The sequence below is a fragment of the Mesorhizobium sp. M0663 genome (assembly GCF_040320585.1).
GTDB lineage: Bacteria > Pseudomonadota > Alphaproteobacteria > Rhizobiales > Rhizobiaceae > Mesorhizobium.
Window position 1 is genome coordinate 42,725 of sequence record NZ_JAMYPX010000028.1, and the last position, 21,246, is coordinate 63,970.

The 21,246-nt window shown below is 60.7% G+C and carries 19 protein-coding genes and 3 pseudogenes; 14 read left to right on the forward strand and 8 right to left on the reverse strand.

All coding sequences use genetic code 11. From position 1 onward, the window contains the following. Nucleotides 1-217: 217 nt before the first annotated feature. Nucleotides 218-1,390 carry an MFS transporter gene (locus tag NKI54_RS29795; protein ID WP_352693208.1) on the reverse strand — a complete coding sequence of 391 codons (1,173 nt, stop codon included), beginning with the start codon at nt 1,388-1,390 and terminating at the stop codon, nt 218-220. A gap of 363 nt (nt 1,391-1,753) precedes the next feature. On the opposite strand from NKI54_RS29795, the gene NKI54_RS29800 reads away from it, so the two are divergent. Both NKI54_RS29800 and NKI54_RS29805 read left to right on the forward strand, forming a co-directional pair. After that, complete coding sequence (locus NKI54_RS29800) at nt 1,754-2,842, forward strand: glycosyltransferase family 4 protein (RefSeq protein ID WP_352693210.1); 1,089 nt, start codon at nt 1,754-1,756, stop codon at nt 2,840-2,842. A gap of 237 nt (nt 2,843-3,079) precedes the next feature. Continuing rightward, on the forward strand, nt 3,080-5,248 hold the full coding sequence (locus NKI54_RS29805; protein WP_352693212.1) for an amylo-alpha-1,6-glucosidase: 2,169 nt from the start codon (nt 3,080-3,082) through the stop codon (nt 5,246-5,248). Between the two features lie 85 nt (nt 5,249-5,333). Here the strand turns inward: NKI54_RS29805 and NKI54_RS29810 are convergent. From NKI54_RS29810 to NKI54_RS29820, 3 genes and pseudogenes are all read right to left on the reverse strand, one after another. Beyond that, nucleotides 5,334-5,623, reverse strand: a pseudogene (locus NKI54_RS29810) (site-specific integrase); the annotation flags it as partial. Nucleotides 5,624-5,975: 352 nt separating this feature from the next. Beyond that, a complete protein-coding gene (locus tag NKI54_RS29815) occupies nt 5,976-6,221 on the reverse strand; it encodes a hypothetical protein (protein ID WP_352693214.1) in 246 nt (81 codons plus the stop codon). A gap of 83 nt (nt 6,222-6,304) precedes the next feature. Further along, entirely contained in the window at nt 6,305-6,898 is a 594-nt protein-coding gene (locus NKI54_RS29820) for a Crp/Fnr family transcriptional regulator (protein ID WP_352693216.1), read from the reverse strand. Nucleotides 6,899-6,953: 55 nt separating this feature from the next. Here NKI54_RS29820 and NKI54_RS29825 point away from each other — a divergent pair, with 55 nt between their 5' ends. The 3 genes from NKI54_RS29825 (at nt 6,954) to NKI54_RS29835 (ending at nt 10,572) form a co-directional block, all read left to right on the forward strand. Then, entirely contained in the window at nt 6,954-7,481 is a 528-nt protein-coding gene (locus tag NKI54_RS29825; protein WP_352693218.1) for a LysR substrate-binding domain-containing protein, read from the forward strand. A gap of 394 nt (nt 7,482-7,875) precedes the next feature. Then, on the forward strand, nt 7,876-9,396 hold the full coding sequence (locus NKI54_RS29830) for an FAD-dependent oxidoreductase (RefSeq protein ID WP_352693220.1): 1,521 nt from the start codon (nt 7,876-7,878) through the stop codon (nt 9,394-9,396). Between the two features lie 360 nt (nt 9,397-9,756). Next, the gene (locus tag NKI54_RS29835; protein WP_352693222.1) at nt 9,757-10,572 is read left to right on the forward strand and encodes a ferritin-like domain-containing protein; all 816 of its coding nucleotides are present in this window, start codon (nt 9,757-9,759) and stop codon (nt 10,570-10,572) included. 183 nt (nt 10,573-10,755) lie between these two features. Here NKI54_RS29835 and NKI54_RS29840 read toward each other — a convergent pair whose 3' ends face one another. Continuing rightward, complete coding sequence (locus NKI54_RS29840; RefSeq protein WP_352450333.1) at nt 10,756-10,989, reverse strand: hypothetical protein; 234 nt, start codon at nt 10,987-10,989, stop codon at nt 10,756-10,758. Nucleotides 10,990-11,066: 77 nt separating this feature from the next. On the opposite strand from NKI54_RS29840, the gene NKI54_RS29845 reads away from it, so the two are divergent. Continuing rightward, entirely contained in the window at nt 11,067-11,507 is a 441-nt protein-coding gene (locus tag NKI54_RS29845; protein WP_352693243.1) for a DUF899 family protein, read from the forward strand. Continuing rightward, nucleotides 11,495-12,225: pseudogene (locus NKI54_RS29850) on the forward strand (helix-turn-helix transcriptional regulator); the annotation flags it as partial. The gene NKI54_RS29845 and the pseudogene NKI54_RS29850, both read left to right, overlap by 13 nt. 43 nt (nt 12,226-12,268) lie before the next feature. Here NKI54_RS29850 and NKI54_RS29855 read toward each other — a convergent pair. Then, nucleotides 12,269-13,159 carry a LysR family transcriptional regulator gene (locus NKI54_RS29855; protein WP_352693224.1) on the reverse strand — a complete coding sequence of 297 codons (891 nt, stop codon included), beginning with the start codon at nt 13,157-13,159 and terminating at the stop codon, nt 12,269-12,271. 106 nt (nt 13,160-13,265) lie between these two features. Here NKI54_RS29855 and NKI54_RS29860 point away from each other — a divergent pair, with 106 nt between their 5' ends. From NKI54_RS29860 to NKI54_RS29870, 3 genes are read left to right on the forward strand one after another with little or no spacing between them, the layout of a single operon-like run. After that, a complete protein-coding gene (locus NKI54_RS29860; RefSeq protein ID WP_352693245.1) occupies nt 13,266-14,135 on the forward strand; it encodes an SDR family oxidoreductase in 870 nt (289 codons plus the stop codon). Nucleotides 14,136-14,172: 37 nt separating this feature from the next. Continuing rightward, nucleotides 14,173-14,646 carry an SRPBCC family protein gene (locus tag NKI54_RS29865; RefSeq protein ID WP_352647973.1) on the forward strand — a complete coding sequence of 158 codons (474 nt, stop codon included), beginning with the start codon at nt 14,173-14,175 and terminating at the stop codon, nt 14,644-14,646. A gap of 53 nt (nt 14,647-14,699) precedes the next feature. Beyond that, a complete protein-coding gene (locus NKI54_RS29870; RefSeq protein WP_352693226.1) occupies nt 14,700-15,368 on the forward strand; it encodes an NAD(P)-dependent oxidoreductase in 669 nt (222 codons plus the stop codon). Nucleotides 15,369-15,672: 304 nt separating this feature from the next. Here the strand turns inward: NKI54_RS29870 and NKI54_RS29875 are convergent. Next, nucleotides 15,673-16,016: pseudogene (locus NKI54_RS29875) on the reverse strand (hypothetical protein); the annotation flags it as partial. Nucleotides 16,017-16,670: 654 nt separating this feature from the next. Between NKI54_RS29875 and NKI54_RS29880 the strand changes: the two are divergent. The 4 genes from NKI54_RS29880 to NKI54_RS36575 all read left to right on the forward strand — a co-directional run bounded on the left by NKI54_RS29880 (nt 16,671) and on the right by NKI54_RS36575 (nt 20,041). Further along, a complete protein-coding gene (locus NKI54_RS29880) occupies nt 16,671-17,081 on the forward strand; it encodes a YybH family protein (protein WP_352693228.1) in 411 nt (136 codons plus the stop codon). Between the two features lie 180 nt (nt 17,082-17,261). Further along, nucleotides 17,262-18,785 (forward strand): MFS transporter, encoded by a 1,524-nt coding sequence (locus NKI54_RS29885; protein ID WP_502898270.1) that lies wholly within the window; start codon nt 17,262-17,264, stop codon nt 18,783-18,785. 66 nt (nt 18,786-18,851) lie between these two features. Further along, nucleotides 18,852-19,370, forward strand: coding sequence for a YkgB family protein (locus NKI54_RS29890; RefSeq protein ID WP_352693232.1), 519 nt, complete (start codon nt 18,852-18,854; stop codon nt 19,368-19,370). Between the two features lie 323 nt (nt 19,371-19,693). Beyond that, nucleotides 19,694-20,041 (forward strand): recombinase family protein, encoded by a 348-nt coding sequence (locus NKI54_RS36575; protein ID WP_502896729.1) that lies wholly within the window; start codon nt 19,694-19,696, stop codon nt 20,039-20,041. A gap of 779 nt (nt 20,042-20,820) precedes the next feature. Here the strand turns inward: NKI54_RS36575 and NKI54_RS29900 are convergent. Then, nucleotides 20,821-21,150, reverse strand: a complete 330-nt coding sequence (locus NKI54_RS29900) for a hypothetical protein (RefSeq protein ID WP_352579284.1) — start codon at nt 21,148-21,150, stop codon at nt 20,821-20,823. Nucleotides 21,151-21,246 lie beyond the last annotated feature (96 nt).

Sequence of the window (21,246 nt, forward strand, 5' to 3'; positions counted from 1 at the left end):
CATTGAGCACCGTGACTGTTGCATCCTGAACGATCTTGTCTTCCAGTCGCTGTTTCCCATCCGCCTTCGGTATAACCCCCCGCTGGACTCGTTTGTGCAAATACTCAAGCCGAAGCTCGAGGGCGCTGACGAGCCCCTCTGGCATCTTCCCCATTCCGCCGCTACCACCCCTTGGCTGAGAAGCTCGCACAATCGGCGACCATCGCCCTCATACGCGTCAATCCGATGGTGGGGGCCTTTCACGAAGTCCAATTACTAGCGGAAGGGACAGCACACAGAGTCCCGCCATCATGAGGAACCCGGGCGGGCCATAGGCTCCATAAAGCTGACCTGATACCCAGACAAGGCCCGCGGTGGCCAGCCCCGGGCCGATCGCGTAAAGGGCCTGCGCCGTGGCGGCAAGATGTGCCGGCACGCTGCTGGCGATAACACGCATACAGGCAAGATGCAGCAGTGCGAAGGTAATGCCGTGAAGCGGTTGCACGAACGCAAGCATCCAGATCGCCGCCGTTTCCGCTTCCACGACCCAGCGCAGGATTCCGGCCACCGCGGCCAGAGCAGCGGCCCCGGCCACGCCAAGCCGGCGCAGCAGGATCGGCCCGACCACAACGAACACCACCACCTCCGCTCCGACGGCTTCCGACCAAAGTATGCTGCTCGCCGCCGTGCCGACCCCGGCCGCCGTCCAGCGGATGACCGAGAAGGTGTCATGCATTGCATGGCTGCCATAGATCAGCGCCGCAATCATGACGATGCGCCGGAAAGTCGGGAGACCGAGCAGCTCGCGCAGCCCGCCGATTACGCTTTGCCCGACCGGGTCCGCAGCCCGCTCGGCGCCGGTGTCTGATTCCGGCACCAGCGCGGCGGCAGCCAACGCTCCGGCGAGCAGCGCGGCGTACATCCATATAATCGCATCCAGCTCGAAAACTCCGAGCACCTGGCCAGCCGCGAGGGTGCCAGCAACGAAGGCCGCTGATGCCGCACCCCGCACCCAACCATACTCAAAACCCGGCTCGCGCACCGATGCGCGCGCCGCAAGGGCGTCGGCGAGGGTTGTGATCGGTGCCAGCCCGGCTGACTGGGCCAGATAGACGACCAACAGAAGAAAGACGCCTTGCACGGCAGCCAGCCCAAGCGTCGCCGCTACCGCGATCCCGATGCAGACCGCCAGGGTGATGCGGAGGGCACCGAGAAGATCTGCAATTCGATTGGCGAGCGGTCCGGCAATCAGCCGGGCTGCGTTGCCTAGCCCGAACAGAACGCCCAGCTCTTCAGGTGTCAGGCCGCGCGCCTCAAAATACCGTGGCCAGAACGGGGACGCTGTCCCGAATGCAGCATACATTGCGGCATAGAGCGCTAAAAATGCCAGCAGCGGGCCAAGGCGTGCCATGCCAAAGTTCTGCCACGGACGCGCCTCGCGCTACAGGGGGGATCTGGAGAATGATGCTTCTTCTGCGAATAAACTCGGCCCCGCTGAAGCGGCTTCGACACGCCACGTTGACCCAGAATATGATCACCTTGATGCCGGCGCTCGCGGTCGATGCCATGCCGGAATGCCCGCACCCCGCGAACATTCCGCAAAGATCAGGACCTAGGCCCTCAAGCCTTGCCTAGCCCGAACGTCACGATGGGTGATCTTCCCGGGAACATATTAGCAATTCGAGAGTTGGCGTCGGTGCAATACAAGGAGAGGTGTGCGCGTCGCCCGCTCTCGTTGAAGGCCGACTTTTCACTTTCACGATGTCCTGCAAAAATGAAGATCGCCCAGATTGCACCTCTTATCGAATCTGTACCCCCCAGGCTCTATGGCGGGACCGAGCGCATCGTTTCATATCTGACGGAAGAGCTGGTTCGACAGGGCCACGAGGTGACCTTGTTCGCCAGCGGTGATTCACGCACTTCGGCCGAACTGGTGGCGTGTTGCGATGTTGCACTGCGCCTGAATCCCAAGTCCCAAAACCATATTCCCTACCACATCATGATGCTTGAACAGGTCCGTAAACGGGCGGATGAATTCGATGCACTGCATTTTCATGTCGATGTTCTCCACTTTCCGATAATTCGAGAGTTCGCGCAGCGAACCGTTACCACGCTTCATGGCAGGCTCGACCTTCCGTTCCTGGCGCGGCTTTACGCGATGTTCGACGACATTCCGCTGGTCTCGATTTCCGATGACCAGCGCCGGCCCATGCCGCCGGTCAATTGGCTCGGAACGGTCTACCATGGCCTGCCGCGTGATATTCTTCCATTCCGGCGGAAAGCCTCGGGATATCTGGCATTTCTTGGCCGCATCTCACCGGAAAAGGGCCCGGAAGTGGCGATAGAAATCGCCGCCCGCGCTGGAATGCCGCTGAAGATCGCGGCCAAAATCGACGCGGTTGACCAATCATTTTGGGCGGAGCGAGTTGAGCCCCTGGTGCTTCGATATTCGAATGTCGAGTTCATTGGCGAGATCGATGAGCAGCAGAAGGCGGAGTTTTTGGGCAATGCGACAGCGCTGCTGTTTCCGATCGACTGGCCCGAACCGTTCGGCCTTGTAACCATCGAGGCAATGGCCTGCGGCACCCCGGTGATAGCCTTCAACCGCGGCGCCGTTCCAGAGGTCATCGATGATGGCGTGTCCGGATTGATAGTGGACAGCGTCGACGAAGCTGTGGAGGCTGTACGGCGGATAGGCGGTCTCGATCGCGGACGGGTACGGGAAACTTTTGAAAGGCGGTTCATGGTCGGGCGCATGTGCAGCGACTATATGGCGGTCTACCGCTCGCTCGCCGGCAACAAGCGATTTGCATTTGGCTCTCGAAATGGCCGCGCTGAAATGCAGCTGGTCAGGCCTGTTTGATCGAACCGGCCTAGAACCGATCGGCTTCGAGCCGCTTTTGATCGCGCTTTACAGCAGAATTCGCCAATCATTCGCCAAGAATTCGAACGAGGCTCTCCGCGATCGCGCGCCGAGTGCGGGATTGATGCGAGACGCTGTCGATGAGGATGGTTCGGCGCCGGCCTTGATGGGGAAGCATGTGTGCCTGCGCCGCCCAAGTCTCCACCGCCCAAGTCTCTTTCGAACAGGAGGGCTGACATGACCACTGAAGTCGAAGAACGCAAGCTTGATCCAGCTGTGGCTCTCCCGGCGCTCGACGAATCGGCGCCGCGCGAGCCGCATAGGCAATTTGCTCTCAAGCACGAGGACTGCTTCATCGTCGCGGACAGCTACGGCGACATACGAGGCACCGGCGACGGGCTTTTCCGCGACGATACGCGTGTGCTGTCGCGCTTCCGTCTGTTCATCGGCGGCCGCATGCCCTCACTACTTGGCGCCTCGCTATCGCAAGATAACATCCTATTCACCGCCAATCTTACAAATCTGGCCACCATCGGGCCGAACGGTAGTGAAACGCTGCCGGGCGTCGTGCACATCGATCGGACCCGGTTCATCTGGCAAGACCGCATGTTCGAGCGCGTCATCTTCACGAACTACTCCGCGCGCGAGGTGCTGCTGCCGGTCCGGTTCGACTTCGACGCCGATTTCCGTGACATGTTTGAGGTGCGCGGCACTACGCGCAGCCGGCGCGGTCGCGCGCATGACGCGCTAGTGGGCGAGTCAAGAGTGACGTTTCGCTACGAGGGTCTCGACAATGTGGAGCGCCAATCCGTCATCGCGTTTTCGATGACGCCCCATGAGATGCACCCCAATCACGCCGAGTTCCTCATTCTGGTGGGGATGCGCGACAGCAGAGCGCTCCATCTGGAGGTCGGTCACAGCGAGGAAATCCCGTCCAGTGATCGCTTCCGCGCGGCCGCGGCGCGAGCGCGGTTTGCCATGCGCTCAAAGCGTCGACAGGGCGCCACCGTCTTCAGCTCCGGCCGCGTGTTCAATGACTGGCTCACGCGCACGCGCGCCGACATAGCGTTGCTGACCACTGATCTGGAGACCGGGCCTTATCCGTACGCCGGTATTCCCTGGTTCTCGACAGCCTTCGGCCGCGACGGCGTCATTTCCGCCTTGCAAATGCTGTGGCTCAACCCCGACCTTGCCCGCGGGGTCCTGGCGTTCCTTGCCCGCTATCAGTCGACAGAGACTTCGATATTTGACGATGCCGAGCCCGGCAAGATCATGCATGAAACGCGCAAGGGGGAAATGGCTGTGCTGCGAGAGCTACCGTTCGGCCGCTACTACGGCGGCGTCGACACCACTCCGCTTTATGTTTACCTGGCCTGGTCCTATGCCGATCGCACGGGCGATGACGAGTTGGTCGATCGCATGTGGGACTCGCTGTGTGCGGCCATCGCGTGGATGGAGGAGGTTGGAGCCCGCAACGGAGAGGGTTTCGTGACCTACAGCAGGGCGGCAGATACGGGGCTTTTCAACCAGGGCTGGAAGGACAGCGCAGACGCTATCTTCCATAGCGATGGGACGATACCCAGGGGACCAATCGCACTGGTCGAGGTGCAAGGTTACGTCTTCGCAGCCTATCAAGGCATGGCTGCGCTGGCCGCCAAGCGCGGCGATGTCGCCAAGGCAGCGCACTGGAGCGGCATGGCAGAAAGGATCCGCAACGCAGTGGAGACGCAGTTTTGGATGCCAGACCGCAATTTCTATGCCTTGGCAATCGACGGCGAAGGCAAGCAATGCGCGGTGCGCGCCTCCAACCCCGGTCACCTGCTTTATGTCGGGCTACCGTCAGCTGAACGGGCGCAATCAGTTGCCGAGCAGCTGTTATCAGCCCATCTCCACAGCGGTTGGGGCGTTCGGACTTTGGCCGACGACGAGCTTCCATTCAATCCGATGTCCTATCACAACGGCTCGATCTGGCCGCACGATACGGCAATCTGTGCCGCTGGGCTCGCCCGCTACCAGGAGCGCACCAGTGTCGTGAAGCTTATGAGCAGCATGTTCGAGGCGGCGGTCCGTTTCAACATGCGGCTCCCGGAGCTATTCTGCGGGTTTACGCGTGCGATCGGTGATGCGCCAGTGGCCTATCCCGTGGCTTGTCTGCCACAGGCATGGTCCGCCGGATCCGCCTTCATGATGCTGCAAGCCTGTCTCGGGATTCGGATCGATGGTTGGAAGGGCGAGATCAATGTCGAACGCCCTCGGCTGCCGATAGGCATCGACAACATCGTCCTCCGGCACTTAGCGGTCGGTGACGTGAAGGTCGACCTCACTTTTCAGCGCGTCGGCGACCGCATCGTCTGCTATCTCGACGAGCGACACGAGGGCCTCGTGCCGCTGGTTGTGCGCTCTTAACTGTGGGCGGCTGCAAAAAAATGGTCGTGCATCAGGCAACCGAGCCCCACCCGACCGGGCTCCAGAGCGGTTGTACGTCTTTTTGGCGAAGGGCGGTTTCGGTAAGATAGCCGGAGCGCAGGCCGTGGGCGGAGAAGGCTTGCGGGTCGAGCCCGGCCTCGGCGACGCGGCGCTTCAGGATCAGATTGACGGCCTGCGACGTGAGCGCTCGTTTTTCGAGATTGCCCACCGGTCGATGCCGCGAAACACGGCGGCTTCAGATATTTCGGCGCGCTCGAGCCACGATTGCAGCACCGTCACCGGGCGGCCGACGAGCAGTACAGAGGCGTCGCTGTCGGCCTGTGTCGTCTTGGTTCGGCCGAGCCGGATCGACAGACGCGTCCACTAAGCCGGACCAACGGAACGACCGGTGTGGGGCCGGAACCTGACCGTCCGTGATTGGGAGCCACATGGCTAAAGCGGCTGTTCCGCTATTGAGCCTCGACAGGCGTCCTAGGGATCTGCGGCGTCGAGTTCAATCGCGAATCCCGCATCGATCGCGCTTCGCGCAATGAGATCGCCAAGTTCCCAGTCCGTCAGTTCGCAAAGGGAAGCATTCTCCTGATAGTGTGGCTAACCTCGGATATCGAAATCCTCGGGCTGCCGATGTTGTCGATCAGGTAGCGGACAATCGCTTGGCGAACGTCCAACAAGGTAGGCGTCTGCGCGAGCGCAGGCATCACCGGCCCTATGAATGGAGCTGTGGTTCTGCGGCCACGGCTGTTTTGAAGTCGAATGCGACGGGCACACCGTGAATGATGCATGCTGCCGCCACTAACTCCTCCAGTTCGCGGTCGGTAGCCTTGCATGCCGGCATGAGCGTTCGGATGGCACGGATTGCCTGTGCGATGGAGAGGAAGTGGGCCTTGCCCCTAGAGAGCACATAGGTTTCGGCGGCTCTTTCAACCGTGACGGTGTGAAAAGTATTGGTCATGTGAGTTCCTCCCTGAAACCCAAACCAACACGATTTATGGCACCAATTCGGCAGCCTGCAAGGGTTTGTCCGATTCCGAACAGTTAGGCGGAGGCTAGGCCGAAGTGACTTTGCTCCTCCTCGCCGTAAGCACCGTGTGTGAGTTTTATCATTCCAACGCGATCGACGATTGCGATCTCGCCGCGTTTGGCGTGAACCAGCCCCCGATATTCAAGCATTTGGAGGGCGGTGGTAACGCCGGGGCGCCGGGCACCAAGCATGGTCGGCAGAAATTTATGCGTCAGGTAGATCTTGTTTCCTTCGGCGCGGTCTTGGACCATCAGCAGCCAGCGGGCCAACCGCTCTTCGATTTTGGAATGGCCGTTGACCAGCGCGGTCCGGGACGACTGCACGAGGAACGCGTGGGCATAGCGAAGCAGCGACTCGCGAAGGGACTGGCTTGCTGCAATCGCAGCGCGAAGGTCTTCAACGGGCAGAATCCAGCCATTGCCGGCGACCTGGATATAGGTTTCATTGGGAGACCTGTCTTGGCCGAGGATAACGCCAACCCCTGTCACGCCATCGTGGCCGACGATGCCGACTTCGCTTTGCCGCCCACCGGTCATGGTGGCGACCACCGATGCAATGCCCATCTCTGGAAAATACACACGCTCGATCGGCTGATATGCGACCTCCAACTGGTCTTTGATGTCGAGTTCGACGTGATGTTACCCGGACACCGATTGCACGCCATTGCTAACGACCGCTCCTTATGATTGGGAAATTTTCTTCGGAGGTGAGTTCGATCTCGCCTTTGACTGCGGTAATCCAAATGGGCCGAAAGATATCGACGCGGTGCTAGTGTTGCAATCGTTCGGCACCCCAGTTTGCTCTCCAAAGCTGCTGGAGAGAGGGGTGCCACTAACCTCTCCTGCCGACCTGGTTCACCATAACCTGCTGCATGAAACGTCTGATCGGCACGATTGGAAAGTTTGGGCTGGGCGATTTGTGCCGAACCTTCTTGACGTGAACTCGGGTGAGGTCTTTCCCAGTGCCGATATGGCCTATCGTGCCGCGGCCATGGGCCAGGGCGGCGCGATCGGAGACCTCTCTGTGCTCCACGAAGAGATCACCAAGGGAGAACTGGTCCTGCCGTTCAAGGATATGCAGATCTCTGACGACACGGAGGCCTATTACTTGTGTTGCAGAAGAGATTGCTGGACCGACCCTCGTATCGCCGCATTCCATCAGTGGGTATCGGCCGAGGCAACGTGGTCCTGAAGGCCGGGCGGTCAGGCGCGCCCCAAACGGCGACAATCGGGCGCGGCCATTTAAGTCGCACAGCATCGTATCCTGGAACTTCGAGGTGTCTACTCATAGAACACTGCATGGGGATGCCTTCAAGATCGTCCAGACACTACACGGTCACGTACTGGTTGCGCCTTGTCAGATGTGGCCAGCGTTCTCGCTGTTGGCGGACCACGGCAATTGTCCGCGAATGCGGCTAACGCTTCGAACTGGCGATTGAAACAGCTGGCCTGGAAACCCGCGCGAAGGGGGTGCTTCCCACCTGCGCAGTCCGTGGAGCTTAGCGCATTAGATCGGCGTACAAACGCAGCGGGAACTTTTAGCCCCTCGCGTCCATTTCCTGATCGATGCCCTGGAGAGTTCCGCCATGAATGTCAGCGATGAAAGGACTGTATCGCTTTGGGCGGCAACCGAAGTCGCGCCTGAGGCGGTTCCGCTCGAGCGGAGTGAACAGGTCGATGTCGTGGTCGTCGGATCTGGCATTGCCGGACTGTCGGTCGCCTACGAACTGGCTGTCGCCGGGCAAAAGGTGGCAGTGCTTGATCGCGGCCGGATCGGAAGCGGCATGACGGCACGCACCACCGCGCATCTGTCATCGATCTGCGACGACTATTTTTCGGAACTGATCAAATTGCGCGGCGAGGAACTGGCGCGGATTTACTACCAAAGCCAGTCGGCCGTTATCGACCGTATCCAAGCAATCCAAGAGGCGGAGGGTATTGCGTGTGATTTCCGCCGCCTCGACGGCTTTCTGTTTCCGGCGTCAGGCAGAAAGGAATCCGTCATCGAGCGCGAACTGGACGCCGCTCTGAAGATTGGTGTCGACGTCGAGAAAACCGCAGGCGTGCCGTTTGCAGGCTTTTCGGATACGCCCGTCCTTCGCTACGCCAATCAGGCGACATTTCACCCGCTCAAATATCTCCGCGGGCTGGCTGCGGGCATTCGCGCGCGCGGCGGCATGCTTTATGCGGAGACTATCGTCGACAAGGTCGAGGAGACCGACGGCGGCGTGCGCGTAACCACGGTCTCAGGCTTTGCCGTGTCTGCCAAATCGGCCGTTGTCGCCACCAACTCGCCGATCAACGATCGGGTCGCCCTTCATACCAAACAAGCGCCCTATCGGACCTACGCGATGTCATTCGAGATCGCGCGCGATATCCTACCGGATGCGCTGTATTGGGATACTGAAGACCCTTATCACTACGTTCGGCTTCAGCCTGGCAAAGGTCGGACCGACTTCCTGATCGTCGGAGGTGAAGACCACAAAACAGGACGGGCCGATGATGCCGGCAAACGCTTCGCGGCCCTGGCGGCCTGGACCAAAAGGCTGGTGCCCGATGTCGGGATGGAAACCAACCGTTGGTCCGGGCAGGTGATGGAGACCGTCGACTATGCCGGGTTCATCGGTCGCAATCCCGGTGACCGGCGTGTCTTCGTTGCAACCGGCGATTCCGGCCAGGGCATCACCCATGGGGTCGTGGCAGGCCTGTTGATTTCCGACCTGATTCTCAAGGGGGAAAGCCCCTGGCGGGAACTTTACGAACCCTCTCGCAAGACGGCACGCGCGATCGGCGATTATTTGGCGCAGAATGCGACAGCGATCAAGAGTTTTGCCGAGTATATCGCGCCTGGCGAAATCGATTCCGCCGACAAGCTGCGGCCGGGAGAGGGCGCTATCGTGCGCGAAGGGCTTACCAAAGTCGCGGCTTTTCGCGATGAGGACGGCACGCTCCACAAGCGCTCGGCCGCATGTACTCATGTCGGTTGCCATGTTCATTGGAACTCGCTGGAACGCTGCTGGGATTGCCCCTGCCACGGCTCGCACTTTGCCATTGATGGCAGCGCCTTGAACGGACCGGCCGTGTCGCCCTTGGCTTCGATCGAATAAGCCAATCGGCGTTCGCTTGTGTATTGGCGCCGAAGCACCGGCCAGCGCAAATGACGCCTATGACGTAGATATCACTGGTCATAAAAGGCTACATCGATGCAGTTGTGATCTCTAGCTTCTCGACAAGACGAGAGACATCAGTCGCCCATAATCAGCTCAAGGTCATGGCTCGGATTCGAAGCACAACATTTGGCGAAAATGCGCGACAACCGAAGGAACATTTATCGAGTTTGACGGGGTTAGAAAGGCTGGCCCGCGATCAGGTGCCAACAGGTGATACCGGCGGACTTTTGGGAGGAAGTCAGGATCCGTGTCACGCCTTCAATTCATATTTCGCGCCGTCGCGCGTTGCAGTTCGGCTTGGGAGCAACCCTCGCCACCACCACGGGCCTGACGCCGGTTTCTCGCGCCTATGCCCAGGAGGACGTGCAGGACGAAGACATTTTCCGCTTTGCGCTCAACCTCGAATATATGGAGGCTGAATACTACCTCCGCGGCACCACCGGAAAAGGCATCGACGCAGCCGATGCCGGCTCGAAATCCGGCGACGTCGTTGGCGGAAAGCAAGTCTCGTTCGAGACGCCGGCCATCGGCGAATTCATGCAGGAAGTTGCGGAAAACGAACTCGCGCACGTCCGATTTTACCGCAAGACGCTTGGAAAGAACGCCGTCGACAGGCCGGCCATCGATTTCGATGCGGGCTTCAAGGCGGTTGCGGAGGCAGCGGGCCTCGGGCGGGACTTCGATCCCTTCGGTAACGAAACGAACTTCGTTCTCGGCGGCTTGCTGTTCGAGGATGTCGGCGTCACCGCCTATGCGGGTGCGGCGACAGTTCTGAAGAACAAGGACTTCCTCGCCGCCGCCGCTGGCATATTGGCGGTCGAGGCCTACCACATGGGAATGGCGCGATCTACGCTATACCGGAAGGGAGAGGAAGCCTGGAAGGCCGCCAACGTTGTCTCCGATGCCCGGGACAAAATCGACGGATCGGACGATAAGGACCAGGGGATCCAGGTGGACCGCAAAGCCAACATCGTTCCTTCAACGCCCGACGCGATCGCCTTCACCAGAACACCGCAACAGGTGCTCCGGATCGTCTATCTCACCGACAAGGATGGAGTGAGCAAGGGCGGCTTCTATCCGGAAGGGATGAACGGCACGCTCAAAAGCACCTGAGCCGCTCGCGACAGGCAATCAGATCGCCGGAAGAGGCGGGGCGGGTTCACGAGCGCAATGATCGTGGCCACTACGCCTGCATGACGGTCCCGATGCCAAAACCTGCCGCTGGAGCCCAGGACAGGATCGGATGACCGTCCGGTTTGGTTTCGAGCCGCGACCTTCGCGGCGTAAACGGCAAAGTCAGGAAATGGCGCGTCCCGCGGGTAGCAATCGGCTCGATGGAACGACCGCTTCGGGACCAACCAGACGATGCTGCTCTTGTGCTCGTCGGGTGAGCCGGGCTACCGTCCGCTCGCCCTGTCCGTCCTGCGCCTCGAGGCCCTCGAGGACGGACGGGTCGCGGAGGTCGTCGACTTCGAGGTGCCGATGAGTTTTCCGCTGCCGCGCGGTTTCAACAAGGACGAGGTCGAACATGGGGAGGTCGGATGGAGGTCGCGACTGAGCAGGAGTGGCAGGCCGCCCGCAAGGAGCTGCTGGCGGCCTAGCGGGAGCTGGCGGCGCACGAACGGCGCGTCACCAAGCAACGGCGGGAGTTGCCCTGGGTTCCGGTCGAGAAGCACTACGCTTTCGCCACCGACGACGGGCCGAAGTCCTTGCCGGAGCTGTTCGATGGCCGCTCGCAGCTCCTCATCTATCACCTGATGTTCGGGGAGGACTGGAAGATGGCGTGCCCGGGCTGCACCTCGGTCGGCGATGGGCTGGGCGGCATGGTCACGCACGTGAACGACCGCGACGTGACGCTCATCGCGATGTCGCGGGCGCCGCTGGAGAAGCTGATGGCAACTAAGGCACAGCGCGGGTGGACAATGCCCTACGTGTCGGGCTACGGCGACGACTTCCTGTTCGACTACGGCTTCGCGTTCCGCCGGGAGGAGATGTCCGGAATCGTCCGCGACGAGTTCGACATGGGGCAGCTGCTCCGATGTTGCTGATGGCCGGCGACTTCGTGCTGGTTCCGGAAATCTTCTCGTTCACGATGAGCAGCCTGGAACCACCTCCTCGCGGAGCCCTTGCCCAACGTCTTGAGACCAGCCCGGGTGTCCTCCGGCTCGGTGACCCAGAAGCGACCGCCGAAATCAAGGCGATGGTTGGCCATTGTGCCTTTGGCTCGGATGACAAGGCTCTTCTCGTCTCGTTGCTACCAGAGGTTATCCATGTCCAGGGCGAAGAGCGGCTGATGATGCTGGTCGGGATGATAAACGACGAAACGAGAGCCGACCGGCCCGCCCGTGAGATGGTGCTTCACCGGTTGTTGGAGGTGCTGTTGATCGAAGCTTTGCGTTCAACGGCAAGCGCCGCGGCCCCGCCCGGTCTCCTGCGCGGTATGGCCGATCCGCTGCTGGCACCGACCTTGCGCCGGATTCACGCGGATCCAGGTCGCAGCATGACGGTGGAAACACTCGCGGGGATGCTGCCATGTCCCGTTCGACCTTCTTCGATCGTTTCCGGAGGGAGGTTGGCGTGGCCCCGATGGAATACGCGACCGGCTGGCGCATGGCGCTGGCGAAGGAATTCCTTCGCAAGGATGTTGTCACGGCGGAGATCGCGCAACGCGTCGGCTATGGCTCGGCAAGCGCCTTCAGCGTCGCGTTCAGTCGGCATGTGGGAATGCCGCCCGGCGCCTATTCGCGGGTAAACACCGCTGGGTAACGCCGGCCCGATTGCAAAATGTGGAGCAGGCTGCTTTGGCCCCTCACTTGCCGATGTAGGCCGCCAGTTCATCGGGCGTTCCGTTGGGAAAAGCCTGCTTCAGAAAATCCAGGAAGGCAGATACACGCGCGCTCAACAGACGCCGCGACGGGTAAAGCGCCCACAGCGCGATCTCGGAACCCTCGACATCACCCCAGTGCAGCAAAGTGCCGTCGGCCAGGTCGTGACTCACCAGCGAAATCGGCACACGAGCAGCGCCTACGCCGGTTCGCACGGCATCCCGAACCATGATGAGGGACGACAGTGCGAGAATGGGCTCGATCCCGATCGTCGCGGATCCTTCTGAAGTCACGACGTTCCAGGTCTGCCGATCGCTGGCCCCACGCACGACACCTGGCACCGAGAGATCCGCGGCCGGCCGGGGCAGACCGGGGCTTGCCACGACGACCAGGCGATCATACAGAAAGGCTCGGCCGACAAGACTTTCATCTGGGTCCGGATTGACCCGGATGACCAGATCATAACCTTCCTCGATCATGTCCACGGCTCGGTCCTCTGTCGTGACTTCCAACCGCACGTCGGGATATTTCAGTGCAAAGCCCGCCGCGATCCTGCCCATGGCTGTCTGCGAAAACAGCAGCGGCGCGCTGATCCGTAACCTGCCGCGCGGCTTGTCCCCGCCCGCCGCGATCGTGGCCGCCGTTTCGTCGAGCTCCGTCAGCAGAGAGGCTGTCCGCTCATGAAGGGCGCGTCCTTCCTCAGTGAGTTTGAGGTTGCGCGCGCCACGTTCAAAGAGCCGAAGTTGAAGGGCAGCCTCCAGTTCCGTAACCCGTCGGGACAAGGTCGCTTTGGGACGGCCGGACGCCCGCGACGCTTTGCCGAAGCCACCGTGACGCGCGACAAGGTTGAAATCGGCAAGGGCGACGAGATCCATAATCGTTCCACCTGTGAGACGAAGTGTCTAAATTAACAGCCTATTGGTTTAAGAATGAACCAGCCATATTCCGGGTGTCAAGCAATACCAACCCGGAGAAAATCCCATCACCATTCTCGTTACCGGCGCCACCGGCAATATCGGCGGCCAAGTCATCCATCACCTCGTCGACCGCGGCGCTGATGTCCGCGCTCTCGTCCGCGACCCCTCCAAGGCCAATTTCCCGGCAGGTGTTGCCGTCGTCAAAGGTGACTTCCTGGACGTCGACTCCCTACGTACCGCCTTCGACGGTGTCTCGACGCTCTTCCTGCTGAACGCTGTCGCACCAGACGAGTTCACCCAGGCTTTGATCGCCCTCAACGTCGCCCGCTCGGCTGGCGTCGAACGGATCGTCTACCTGTCAGTCATTCACCCGGACGTCTACGTGAACGTGCCGCACTTCGCCGGCAAGTTCGGCGTCGAGCGGATGATCGAGCAGATGGGCTTTCACGCTACCATCCTGCGTCCGGCCTACTTCATCCAGAACGATCTGACGATCAAGGACGTCATCGCTGGCTACGGCGTTTACCCGATGCCCGTCGGCGACAAGGGGCTTGCCATGATCGACGTTCGCGATATCGCGGAGGTTGCTGCCCTTGAGCTGCTGCGCCGCGAACAGGCCGCACAGCCGCTCCCGATCACTCGCATCAACCTGGTCGGTCCCGATACCCTTACCGGAGCGGATATCGCCGCGATCTGGTCGGACGTGCTCGCTCGCCAGATCAACTATGGCGGCGGCGATACGGCTGCCTTCGAGCAGAACCTCAAGCAGTTCATGCCTCCATGGATGGCCTACGACATGCGCATGATGGGCGAGCGATTTTTGACCGATGGCATGCTGCCCGAGGGCAGTGATGTCGAGCGCCTGACGACGCTTCTTGGACGTCCGCTCCACTCCTACCGCGACTTTGCCTCGGAAACCGCTGCCTCTGCCTGAGGCAATCAGCCACAATTTCAAACAAAGGACCATCAACATGATCTATTCGACCGCAACCGTCCCGGTGAATCCGGAAGGCGAAACAAAGCTAACCCGGGAGCAAGTATGGAAGGGTTTGGAACTGAAGGCGCGCGACGCGCGCCTGTTCCTCCCGCCGGGTCTCTGCACCCGCTGCGATGTCGTGGAGGAAAGTGATACCCACTTCGTGCGCGAAGCCACCATCGCCGGCTCTGACATCAGGGAGATCATCACCCTCGAGCCGCAGAGCAAGGTCACCTTCTTCCAGGCGACCGGCCCACGCGAAGGCGCCATTATCAATGAGCTTTTCGAGGACGAAGCCGGCGCACTGCAGCTGAAGTTCTACTGCTACCTCGGCCTGCGCGGCAAGGAGGCTGATGGCCCAGAGGAACAAGCCGAGCAGACGCAGTTCGACAGCGACAAGGGCTACAAGTCGGCCCTGCTGTCGACGCTGAAGCGGACCCGCGAACTGCTCGCAGAGGGCCGCCTTTGAACCCAACAGGGCGGCCCCCTGAGAGGCGCCAGGCTTTCAAGAGGACCAAAATCATGACCACACCCGTCTCTGAAACACGTTTCGCCGCCGCACCGAATATCCTGGTGCTCGGTGCCACCGGGCCGACCGGCCGCCATGTCGTCAGCCAGGCCGTAAGCCGCGGCTACGATGTCACCCTCCTGGTGCGCTCGCCGGAAAAGGCCGCAAACATGAAGGGAGTGAAGATCGTCGTTGGAGACGCCCGTGACGAGAAGGTGTTGCGCCAGGCCGTCAAGGGTCGCGATGCCGTGATTAGCGCGCTCGGCACACCGGCAAGCCCATTTCGCGAAGTCACCCTTCTTTCGACCGCGACCCGAGCGCTTGTCAGCGCCATGAAAGCGGAACACGTCTCGCGTCTCGTCGCCATCACCGGTATGGGCGCTGGCGACAGCGCAGGGCACGGCGGTTTCCTCTTCGACAAGCTGATCTTCCCTCTACTCCTGCGCAAGGTTTACGCCGACAAGAATCGTCAGGAGGCAATCCTCAAGGGCAGCGATCTGGATTGGACTATTGTCCGTCCTTCAGTTCTCAACAACAAGCCTGCACGCACCACGATCCAGACGCTCACGAACTTGAACCAGTTCCGCGGAGGCTCCATTTCGCGCGAAAACGTTGCGGCCTTCGTGCTGGATCAAGTCACCACGGATCGCTGGCTACATAAGTTGCCGTTGATCACCGGGTAGGGTTGGCTTGAACGGCCTATCAAAGCGGAAACCGCCAGCGCGACGATTGCGGTCAAACGAGCCGCGAACGCATAGCTGCACTGCACAAAAATTAAGTGCAGTGTGATTCGTGCATACAGACTTCAGTTGATGCACATGGCGGCTTCCTCCCAGTTCCGCCGCAGTAGCTGTTCCCCTCTGGAGGTCCATGACCTTCACACGTTATGGGCCGCGGTTTTCCGTCGGCCCTTTTTTCTTTTTCAGAACCAGGTCGCAATGGCGTTGCGGACGCTGAAGGAAGGCGGGGCAAAGCCCCGCGATCGTCCTATTCGAAGGCTGCCATTTGGACCGTTGCGGCCTTTTGGTCGACCGAGTTTGCAGGCTGCTCGACCGGGCGAGCGTAGGGCTTCCAGGTTTCGCCTGTGATGTCCTCGTAAGCCGAGACGGCACCTTCGGCTGCCATGCGAAGCACGTGGGCCTGCAGGCCCATGTCGGCTGCGAACTCGCGCTTGCGTTGGGCGCGATTATCGAAGCCTACCGGGCCGTCCAGGTCCTCGTCTCTGGTATCGAGAGTTTCGTGGTCAGATCACGGGCCTCGCTGACCGCGCGGCTGTAGAATTGCCCGGCGCCGTAGGCGGAGCCGACGAACGACCCCACGATGCGCTGCATGCATGGCCAAATCAGGACGATGCCGATCACCAGGACTACGCTGGCCGTCATGGCGATCGACCGAAGCAGCCCCGGGCCAAAGCGGGGCACGGCGAGCTGCTTCGAATAGTAGCGGTTTTCGGCTTCGGCGTTCATCGGCGACCGACGAGCCGAAGTTTGAAGGTTCGCGGCAACGAGACTGTAAATATCCATGACGTCCTCCGGTCCTAGGTTCATCACAGACATCCTGACACGAGCAGCGGCTTTGACCTGTCATGCGCGCGGACGACAGGAGCCGAATTCCAGTCACATCCGGAGATGGACATCCCCGAGCGGCGCGCCAAACATCAAAAGCTGTTTCGCCTGGTGTCGGCTCTCAGTGAAGCGAACCTTCGAGTGACCGCTACCGGCTCAAGTTGACCAAACCGGACCTTGCTGGGCCGATTTGGCGGCTCGTAAGCGGACGTTGACCGAAACCAGTGACTTTGACCCTCTCGCGACCCACGGAAAGTTGAACGTCTCTCCCTAAGCTGACACTCAAGAACACGCGTCGCAGCAGCCGGATTGGCTGGACGGAGCCAAGTATGATCACCCAATGTCGGATTGAACGCCTCCCGATCGTCCTCGATACAGAACCAGCTTGACGGAAGAATATCGAGGAGGAGGAGAGTTCTAATGGTGAACAAGGAGCGTGACGCTGAGGCACACATCCAGGCGCTTATCGAGCGCTGGGCGAACGCCGTGCAGCAGCAAGACCTGGAGACGATCATGGCGGATCACGCGACGGACCTCGTGATGTTCGATGTCCCACCCCCGAACGAACTTCGTGGAATGGAGGCTTACCGGGATAGCTGGGGTCCGTTCTTCGACCACTTCAAATACGGCGGCGTTTTCGCGATCGAGCGGCTGGATGTCACGGCGGGCGACCGGGTTGCTTTTGCAACCGCATTGCTGCGGTGCGGTACGAAGGACGAGCTTGAAAAGGATCCGACAACCCGCCTTCGCCTTACCGTCGGATTGCGGAAAGAGGGTGACCGCTGGATCATCGCTCACGAACACCACTCGTACCCATACAAGCCGGACTGAGCAGCGCATCGGAGTAATCCAGCGATCGAAACAGCGGTGGCAATTGACCAGCCGCTTGGCGGACAAGGAGATCAAGGCATGGCGTCAGAGAACAAGATCGGTACAATTTCCGACCCAGGTGGTGCGACTGGCGGTGCCGTAGCGTGTGCTCTGGAGCTCAGTGAGGCCGTCACGAGCGACATAACCGCGCCCAGAGCGACACGCCGCGAATGTTTCGGGCTCGCAGTTATCGCGCTGCCGTGCCTGCTCTATTCCATGGACCTGACGGTTTTGAACTTGGCTGTGCCGCGTTTGAGCGCCGACTTGAAGCCGTCGAGTTCCCAACTTCTCTGGATCGTAGACATTTACGGCTTTCTGCTTGCCGGATGCCTGATCACGATGGGCACGTTGGGCGACCGCATCGGCCGCCGCAGACTGCTTTTGATCGGCGCGGTGGCATTTGCAATAGCTTCGGTCTTCGCAGGGTTCTCCACAAGTGCCGGAATGTTGATCGTTTCGCGTGCGCTGCTCGGGATTGCCGCGGCGACGCTTGCACCGTCGACCCTTTCGTTGATCCGCAACATGTTTCTCGACCCGAGGGAGCGTACGGTTGCGATCGGCGTCTGGATCGCCAGCTTCTCTGCGGGCTCTGCCATCGGTCCGTTGGTCGGGGGCATCCTGCTGAGCTATTTTTGGTGGGGCTCCGTGTTCCTCGTGGCGGTACCGGTCATGGTTGCGCTGCTGGTGCTTGGTCCGATGGTCCTGCCCGAGTATCGCGATCCTGAAGCGGGTCGGCTCGACATCTTGAGCGCTGGGCTGTCGCTTGTCGCCGTGCTTTCGGTGATATACGGCATCAAGGATATCGCCGAACACGGCCTCCGCCCGGAGGCGGCCTCCGCCATTCTCTTCGGTGTGACTGTCGGCGCGGTTTTCGCCGTGCGCCAACCGCGGCTGACAAACCCCCTGATCGATCTGCGGCTCTTTCGCTCGCGCGCCTTCAGCGCTTCATTGGCGGTCAACGTTCTCGGCTTCTTCGTCGCGTTTGGCTCGTTTCTCTTCATCGCGCAATACCTGCAACTGGTGCTGGGGATGGGACCGTTTGTAGCGGGCCTGTGGACCGTGCCTTCCGCCGTTGCTTTCATCGCCGGTTCGATGCTGACCCCAATCGCGGTTGGCAGGGCTCGCCCGGGCTATGTGATGGCGGCCGGCCTTGCGCTTGCGGCAGCCGGATTTCTCATTCTCACCCGCAGTGGTGGTCAGGCCGATCTCGCGATCGTCGTCATAGGCTATAGCGTCTTCTCCCTAGGTCTTGCGCCGGTGTTCACGTTGGCCACCGACCTCATCGTGGGGACCGTTGAACCCGAGCAAGCCGGTGCGGCCTCCGGCATCGCGGAAACCAGCAGCGAATTGGGTGGCGCGCTCGGCATCGCGATCCTTGGCAGCATCGTCACCGCAATCTATCGCAGCGGCATGACCGGGATGGTTGCGGACGGGGTATCCGAGCAAGAAATCAGTGTTGCCAAGGACACGCTGGGAGGCGCCGTGGCAGTTGGGCTCGCCTTGCCGGAGGCGCTCGGTTCCGATTTGCTCGGCAAAGCGCGGGAGGTGTTCACTCAGGCGTTCCAGATGACTGCCGGCATCTGCGCGTTGGTGGCGCTGGCTGCAGCCATCCTTGCGGTGGTCTTGCTGCAAAACGTGCGAGCACAGTCTGAGGCTGGACAGTAGCCAGCGAAATCTACGACACCGATTGAACCTTGAGCCCCAGTGTCATCGAACAGGAGGAGGATACTCATGGCGGTTCTCAAAACATCAGAGCCTGAAGGTCAAGACGAGACAACTCCCCGGCCGTGGGCGCGAAAGATCGCCGCGATCAGGAAAGCCGGACGGATCGTCGCCCTGACCGGGGTCATACTGCCGCTTCTCATGATCGGCGGGATGAAGTTCACGACGGTCGAGATCGAGGCGTTGAGACCGCTGATCGGCGGCACGCCTTGGCTCGCCTGGATGTATCCAGTCTTTGGTGAGGCCGGTGCCTGTTATGTGCTTGGCGTCATCGAGATCGCGACCGCGCTTCTGCTGATTGCCTACCCCTGGTCGGCGCGCGCCGGTGTGACCGGCGGGGCCTTGGCCGCGCTAATTTTCCTGGTCACCTGTTCGATCATGATTGTCCTGCCGATCTGGGAGCCTGCGCTGGGCTTTCCAGCGCTCGGTCCCCTCGGCCAGTTCCTAATCAAGGATATCGCGTTGCTCGGCATCGCGCTTGTCGTACTGGGCGAAAGCCTGAACAGATTGGACAGAGGGGCTACCTAAGCGAATCCAAGTCGAAGGCGAGTGGCAGAACATGTCATCCATTTATACGGGCCAAATGGCGGGGCTCCACCTTACCGCGCCCTTCGACTCGCTTGGGATAAGCCCGCGAGTCCGAAAGCGGGCCGGTGTTCATGCTTTGATTTTTCTATCGTATATCGGTGCCCGCTTAATGTTCAGGGGCCACAATGGGCAGTTTCGCGACCACCGCAATCATGGCGGCTGCTGCGGCGTATTTCTGACCCAGCCTATGGGGCTATCCGCTTGCCGAATTCTGAGCCAGAGCGCATTGAAGTATATCTAAATGAGCCGAGCGGGAGGGGGATATGCCCGTTGCTCGTGTTTATCTGCGGGTCAGTACGCAAGGGCAGGATCTTGATCGCCAGGAATCGATCATCGCTGGGGCGAGGGATGCCGGGTACTACATCGCCGGCGTCTATCGCGAGAAGGCATCCGGCGCTCGCGCCGACCGGCCGGAGCTGCTGGCGAGTACGGCACCGGGGCTAGCCGCTAATATATTGCACGCTGTCTTTGCCGCCCATTCCGGCATCCCGAGCATCGCACTCGAAGTGGTCGAGGGAAACGACGGGGCAATGGCCTTTTACCGCAAACATGGTTCGAAGTGGTCGATCGCAGGGCCGCGTCGCACGGTGCAGAAGGCCATGCATCGTTGATTATGCGCAAACTGCTATCGCGCGCCTAGTCGGAACTCGCGCATCGAACAGTACATCACGTCTTCCGTCCCCAGCGCACCGGCGGCCTCCCCGCTCGCAATCCAAATAGACGTCTTTCAGCTGTTTGATTGGCATGTCAGCGTGAGCGAACGCGAGATCCCGAGCGTCAGAAGCCGACAATGAAGCCGGACTGATTGCGATCAGCACGGTGCCGAGCGTCACAGGCGAGGGACTTAACAACTGACATGATCATTTTGATATCCTCCCCAGCTCCCGTCGGTCAACATTCAGTCCTTGGGGTCGCAGGTGTAGTGCCGTTCGAAGGTCCCGTCCGCGCGCCGCTGCTTGTCGAAGCCGCGATGTAAGGCTCGATCGCGCGCTCGTGGACCAGCCAAAGGGGATCTCGGCCGAGGCGTAGCCACTGCCGGCAGCCAACCGTCTCGGGATCGAGGCCGAAACGATCCTGGTGCGCTCGATCGTCGTGCCGGCCGCGCCTGCCTCCGCATGACGGATGGCGCGGCTTCGCAAATCGCACATGATTTCGTCACGTGAGATGCCGATGTCGCCAAGGACGTCATCGGGTAAACGGCTCAACTGGTCCGTTGCCGACAAGAGAGCTTTTCGCTCGGCGCGGAGGCGTAACCACCTGCGAAATGGACCAATGGCGGCAGCATGAATTATAACCATGATCAGATCGTCCCTTCATTGATCTGAATTGACCGGTACGGAACGGCGCGAACGGCACTCCGGGCGAGAGCGTCAGCCGTCCGCGAGGCAAATTAGGCGTAGTGGTCGATGGATTGGTTTTGCCGCGGCGTGCCCATACGGCGGGCGGTGGCTGGCCCCGGGCCACGCATGTAATAAAGCTCCGGGCGGTAGCGCGGCGCGACGAATTTGCGAAACCCCGCAGCAAGTTTTGTGACGGGAGCCAAGAATTTCATGACTGTTCCCTTTCCCTTCGCCGGCTTGCACACGAGCCGGCGGGCCTGACGTTGCAACAAGGATATGACAGTCGAACCAGGCTCGGCTGTGGGAATTCCCACACCGGGGAAAACATTGGCGAAATCCGCTCCCAGTTTGCATCCCGGAAAGCGGGGCCTGCCGGCCATCAAATTTCCTTGGATAGGGAGTAAGGTGAAGTACACTTGATTGAACAAGAGACCGTTGTGACAGGCTCTCTGGCCTTCATCTCAAGACTTTGCGAT

What these genes read in the sequence shown, in the direction of transcription:
- NKI54_RS29795 (WP_352693208.1), bottom strand. Translation starts at nt 1,390, where the DNA reads ATGGCACGCCTTGGCCCGCTGCTGGCATTTTTAGCGCTCTATGCCGCA.
- NKI54_RS29840 (WP_352450333.1), bottom strand. Translation starts at nt 10,989, where the DNA reads ATGTTCGACCTCGTCCTTGTTGAAACCGCGCGGCAGCGGAAAACTCAT.
- NKI54_RS29815 (WP_352693214.1), bottom strand. Translation starts at nt 6,221, where the DNA reads ATGACCAATACTTTTCACACCGTCACGGTTGAAAGAGCCGCCGAAACC.
- NKI54_RS29805 (WP_352693212.1), top strand. Translation starts at nt 3,080, where the DNA reads ATGACCACTGAAGTCGAAGAACGCAAGCTTGATCCAGCTGTGGCTCTC.
- NKI54_RS36575 (WP_502896729.1), top strand. Translation starts at nt 19,694, where the DNA reads ATGCCCGTTGCTCGTGTTTATCTGCGGGTCAGTACGCAAGGGCAGGAT.
- NKI54_RS29890 (WP_352693232.1), top strand. Translation starts at nt 18,852, where the DNA reads ATGGCGGTTCTCAAAACATCAGAGCCTGAAGGTCAAGACGAGACAACT.
- NKI54_RS29900 (WP_352579284.1), bottom strand. Translation starts at nt 21,150, where the DNA reads ATGGCCGGCAGGCCCCGCTTTCCGGGATGCAAACTGGGAGCGGATTTC.
- NKI54_RS29855 (WP_352693224.1), bottom strand. Translation starts at nt 13,159, where the DNA reads ATGGATCTCGTCGCCCTTGCCGATTTCAACCTTGTCGCGCGTCACGGT.
- NKI54_RS29865 (WP_352647973.1), top strand. Translation starts at nt 14,173, where the DNA reads ATGATCTATTCGACCGCAACCGTCCCGGTGAATCCGGAAGGCGAAACA.
- NKI54_RS29830 (WP_352693220.1), top strand. Translation starts at nt 7,876, where the DNA reads ATGAATGTCAGCGATGAAAGGACTGTATCGCTTTGGGCGGCAACCGAA.
- NKI54_RS29870 (WP_352693226.1), top strand. Translation starts at nt 14,700, where the DNA reads ATGACCACACCCGTCTCTGAAACACGTTTCGCCGCCGCACCGAATATC.
- NKI54_RS29800 (WP_352693210.1), top strand. Translation starts at nt 1,754, where the DNA reads ATGAAGATCGCCCAGATTGCACCTCTTATCGAATCTGTACCCCCCAGG.
- NKI54_RS29880 (WP_352693228.1), top strand. Translation starts at nt 16,671, where the DNA reads ATGGTGAACAAGGAGCGTGACGCTGAGGCACACATCCAGGCGCTTATC.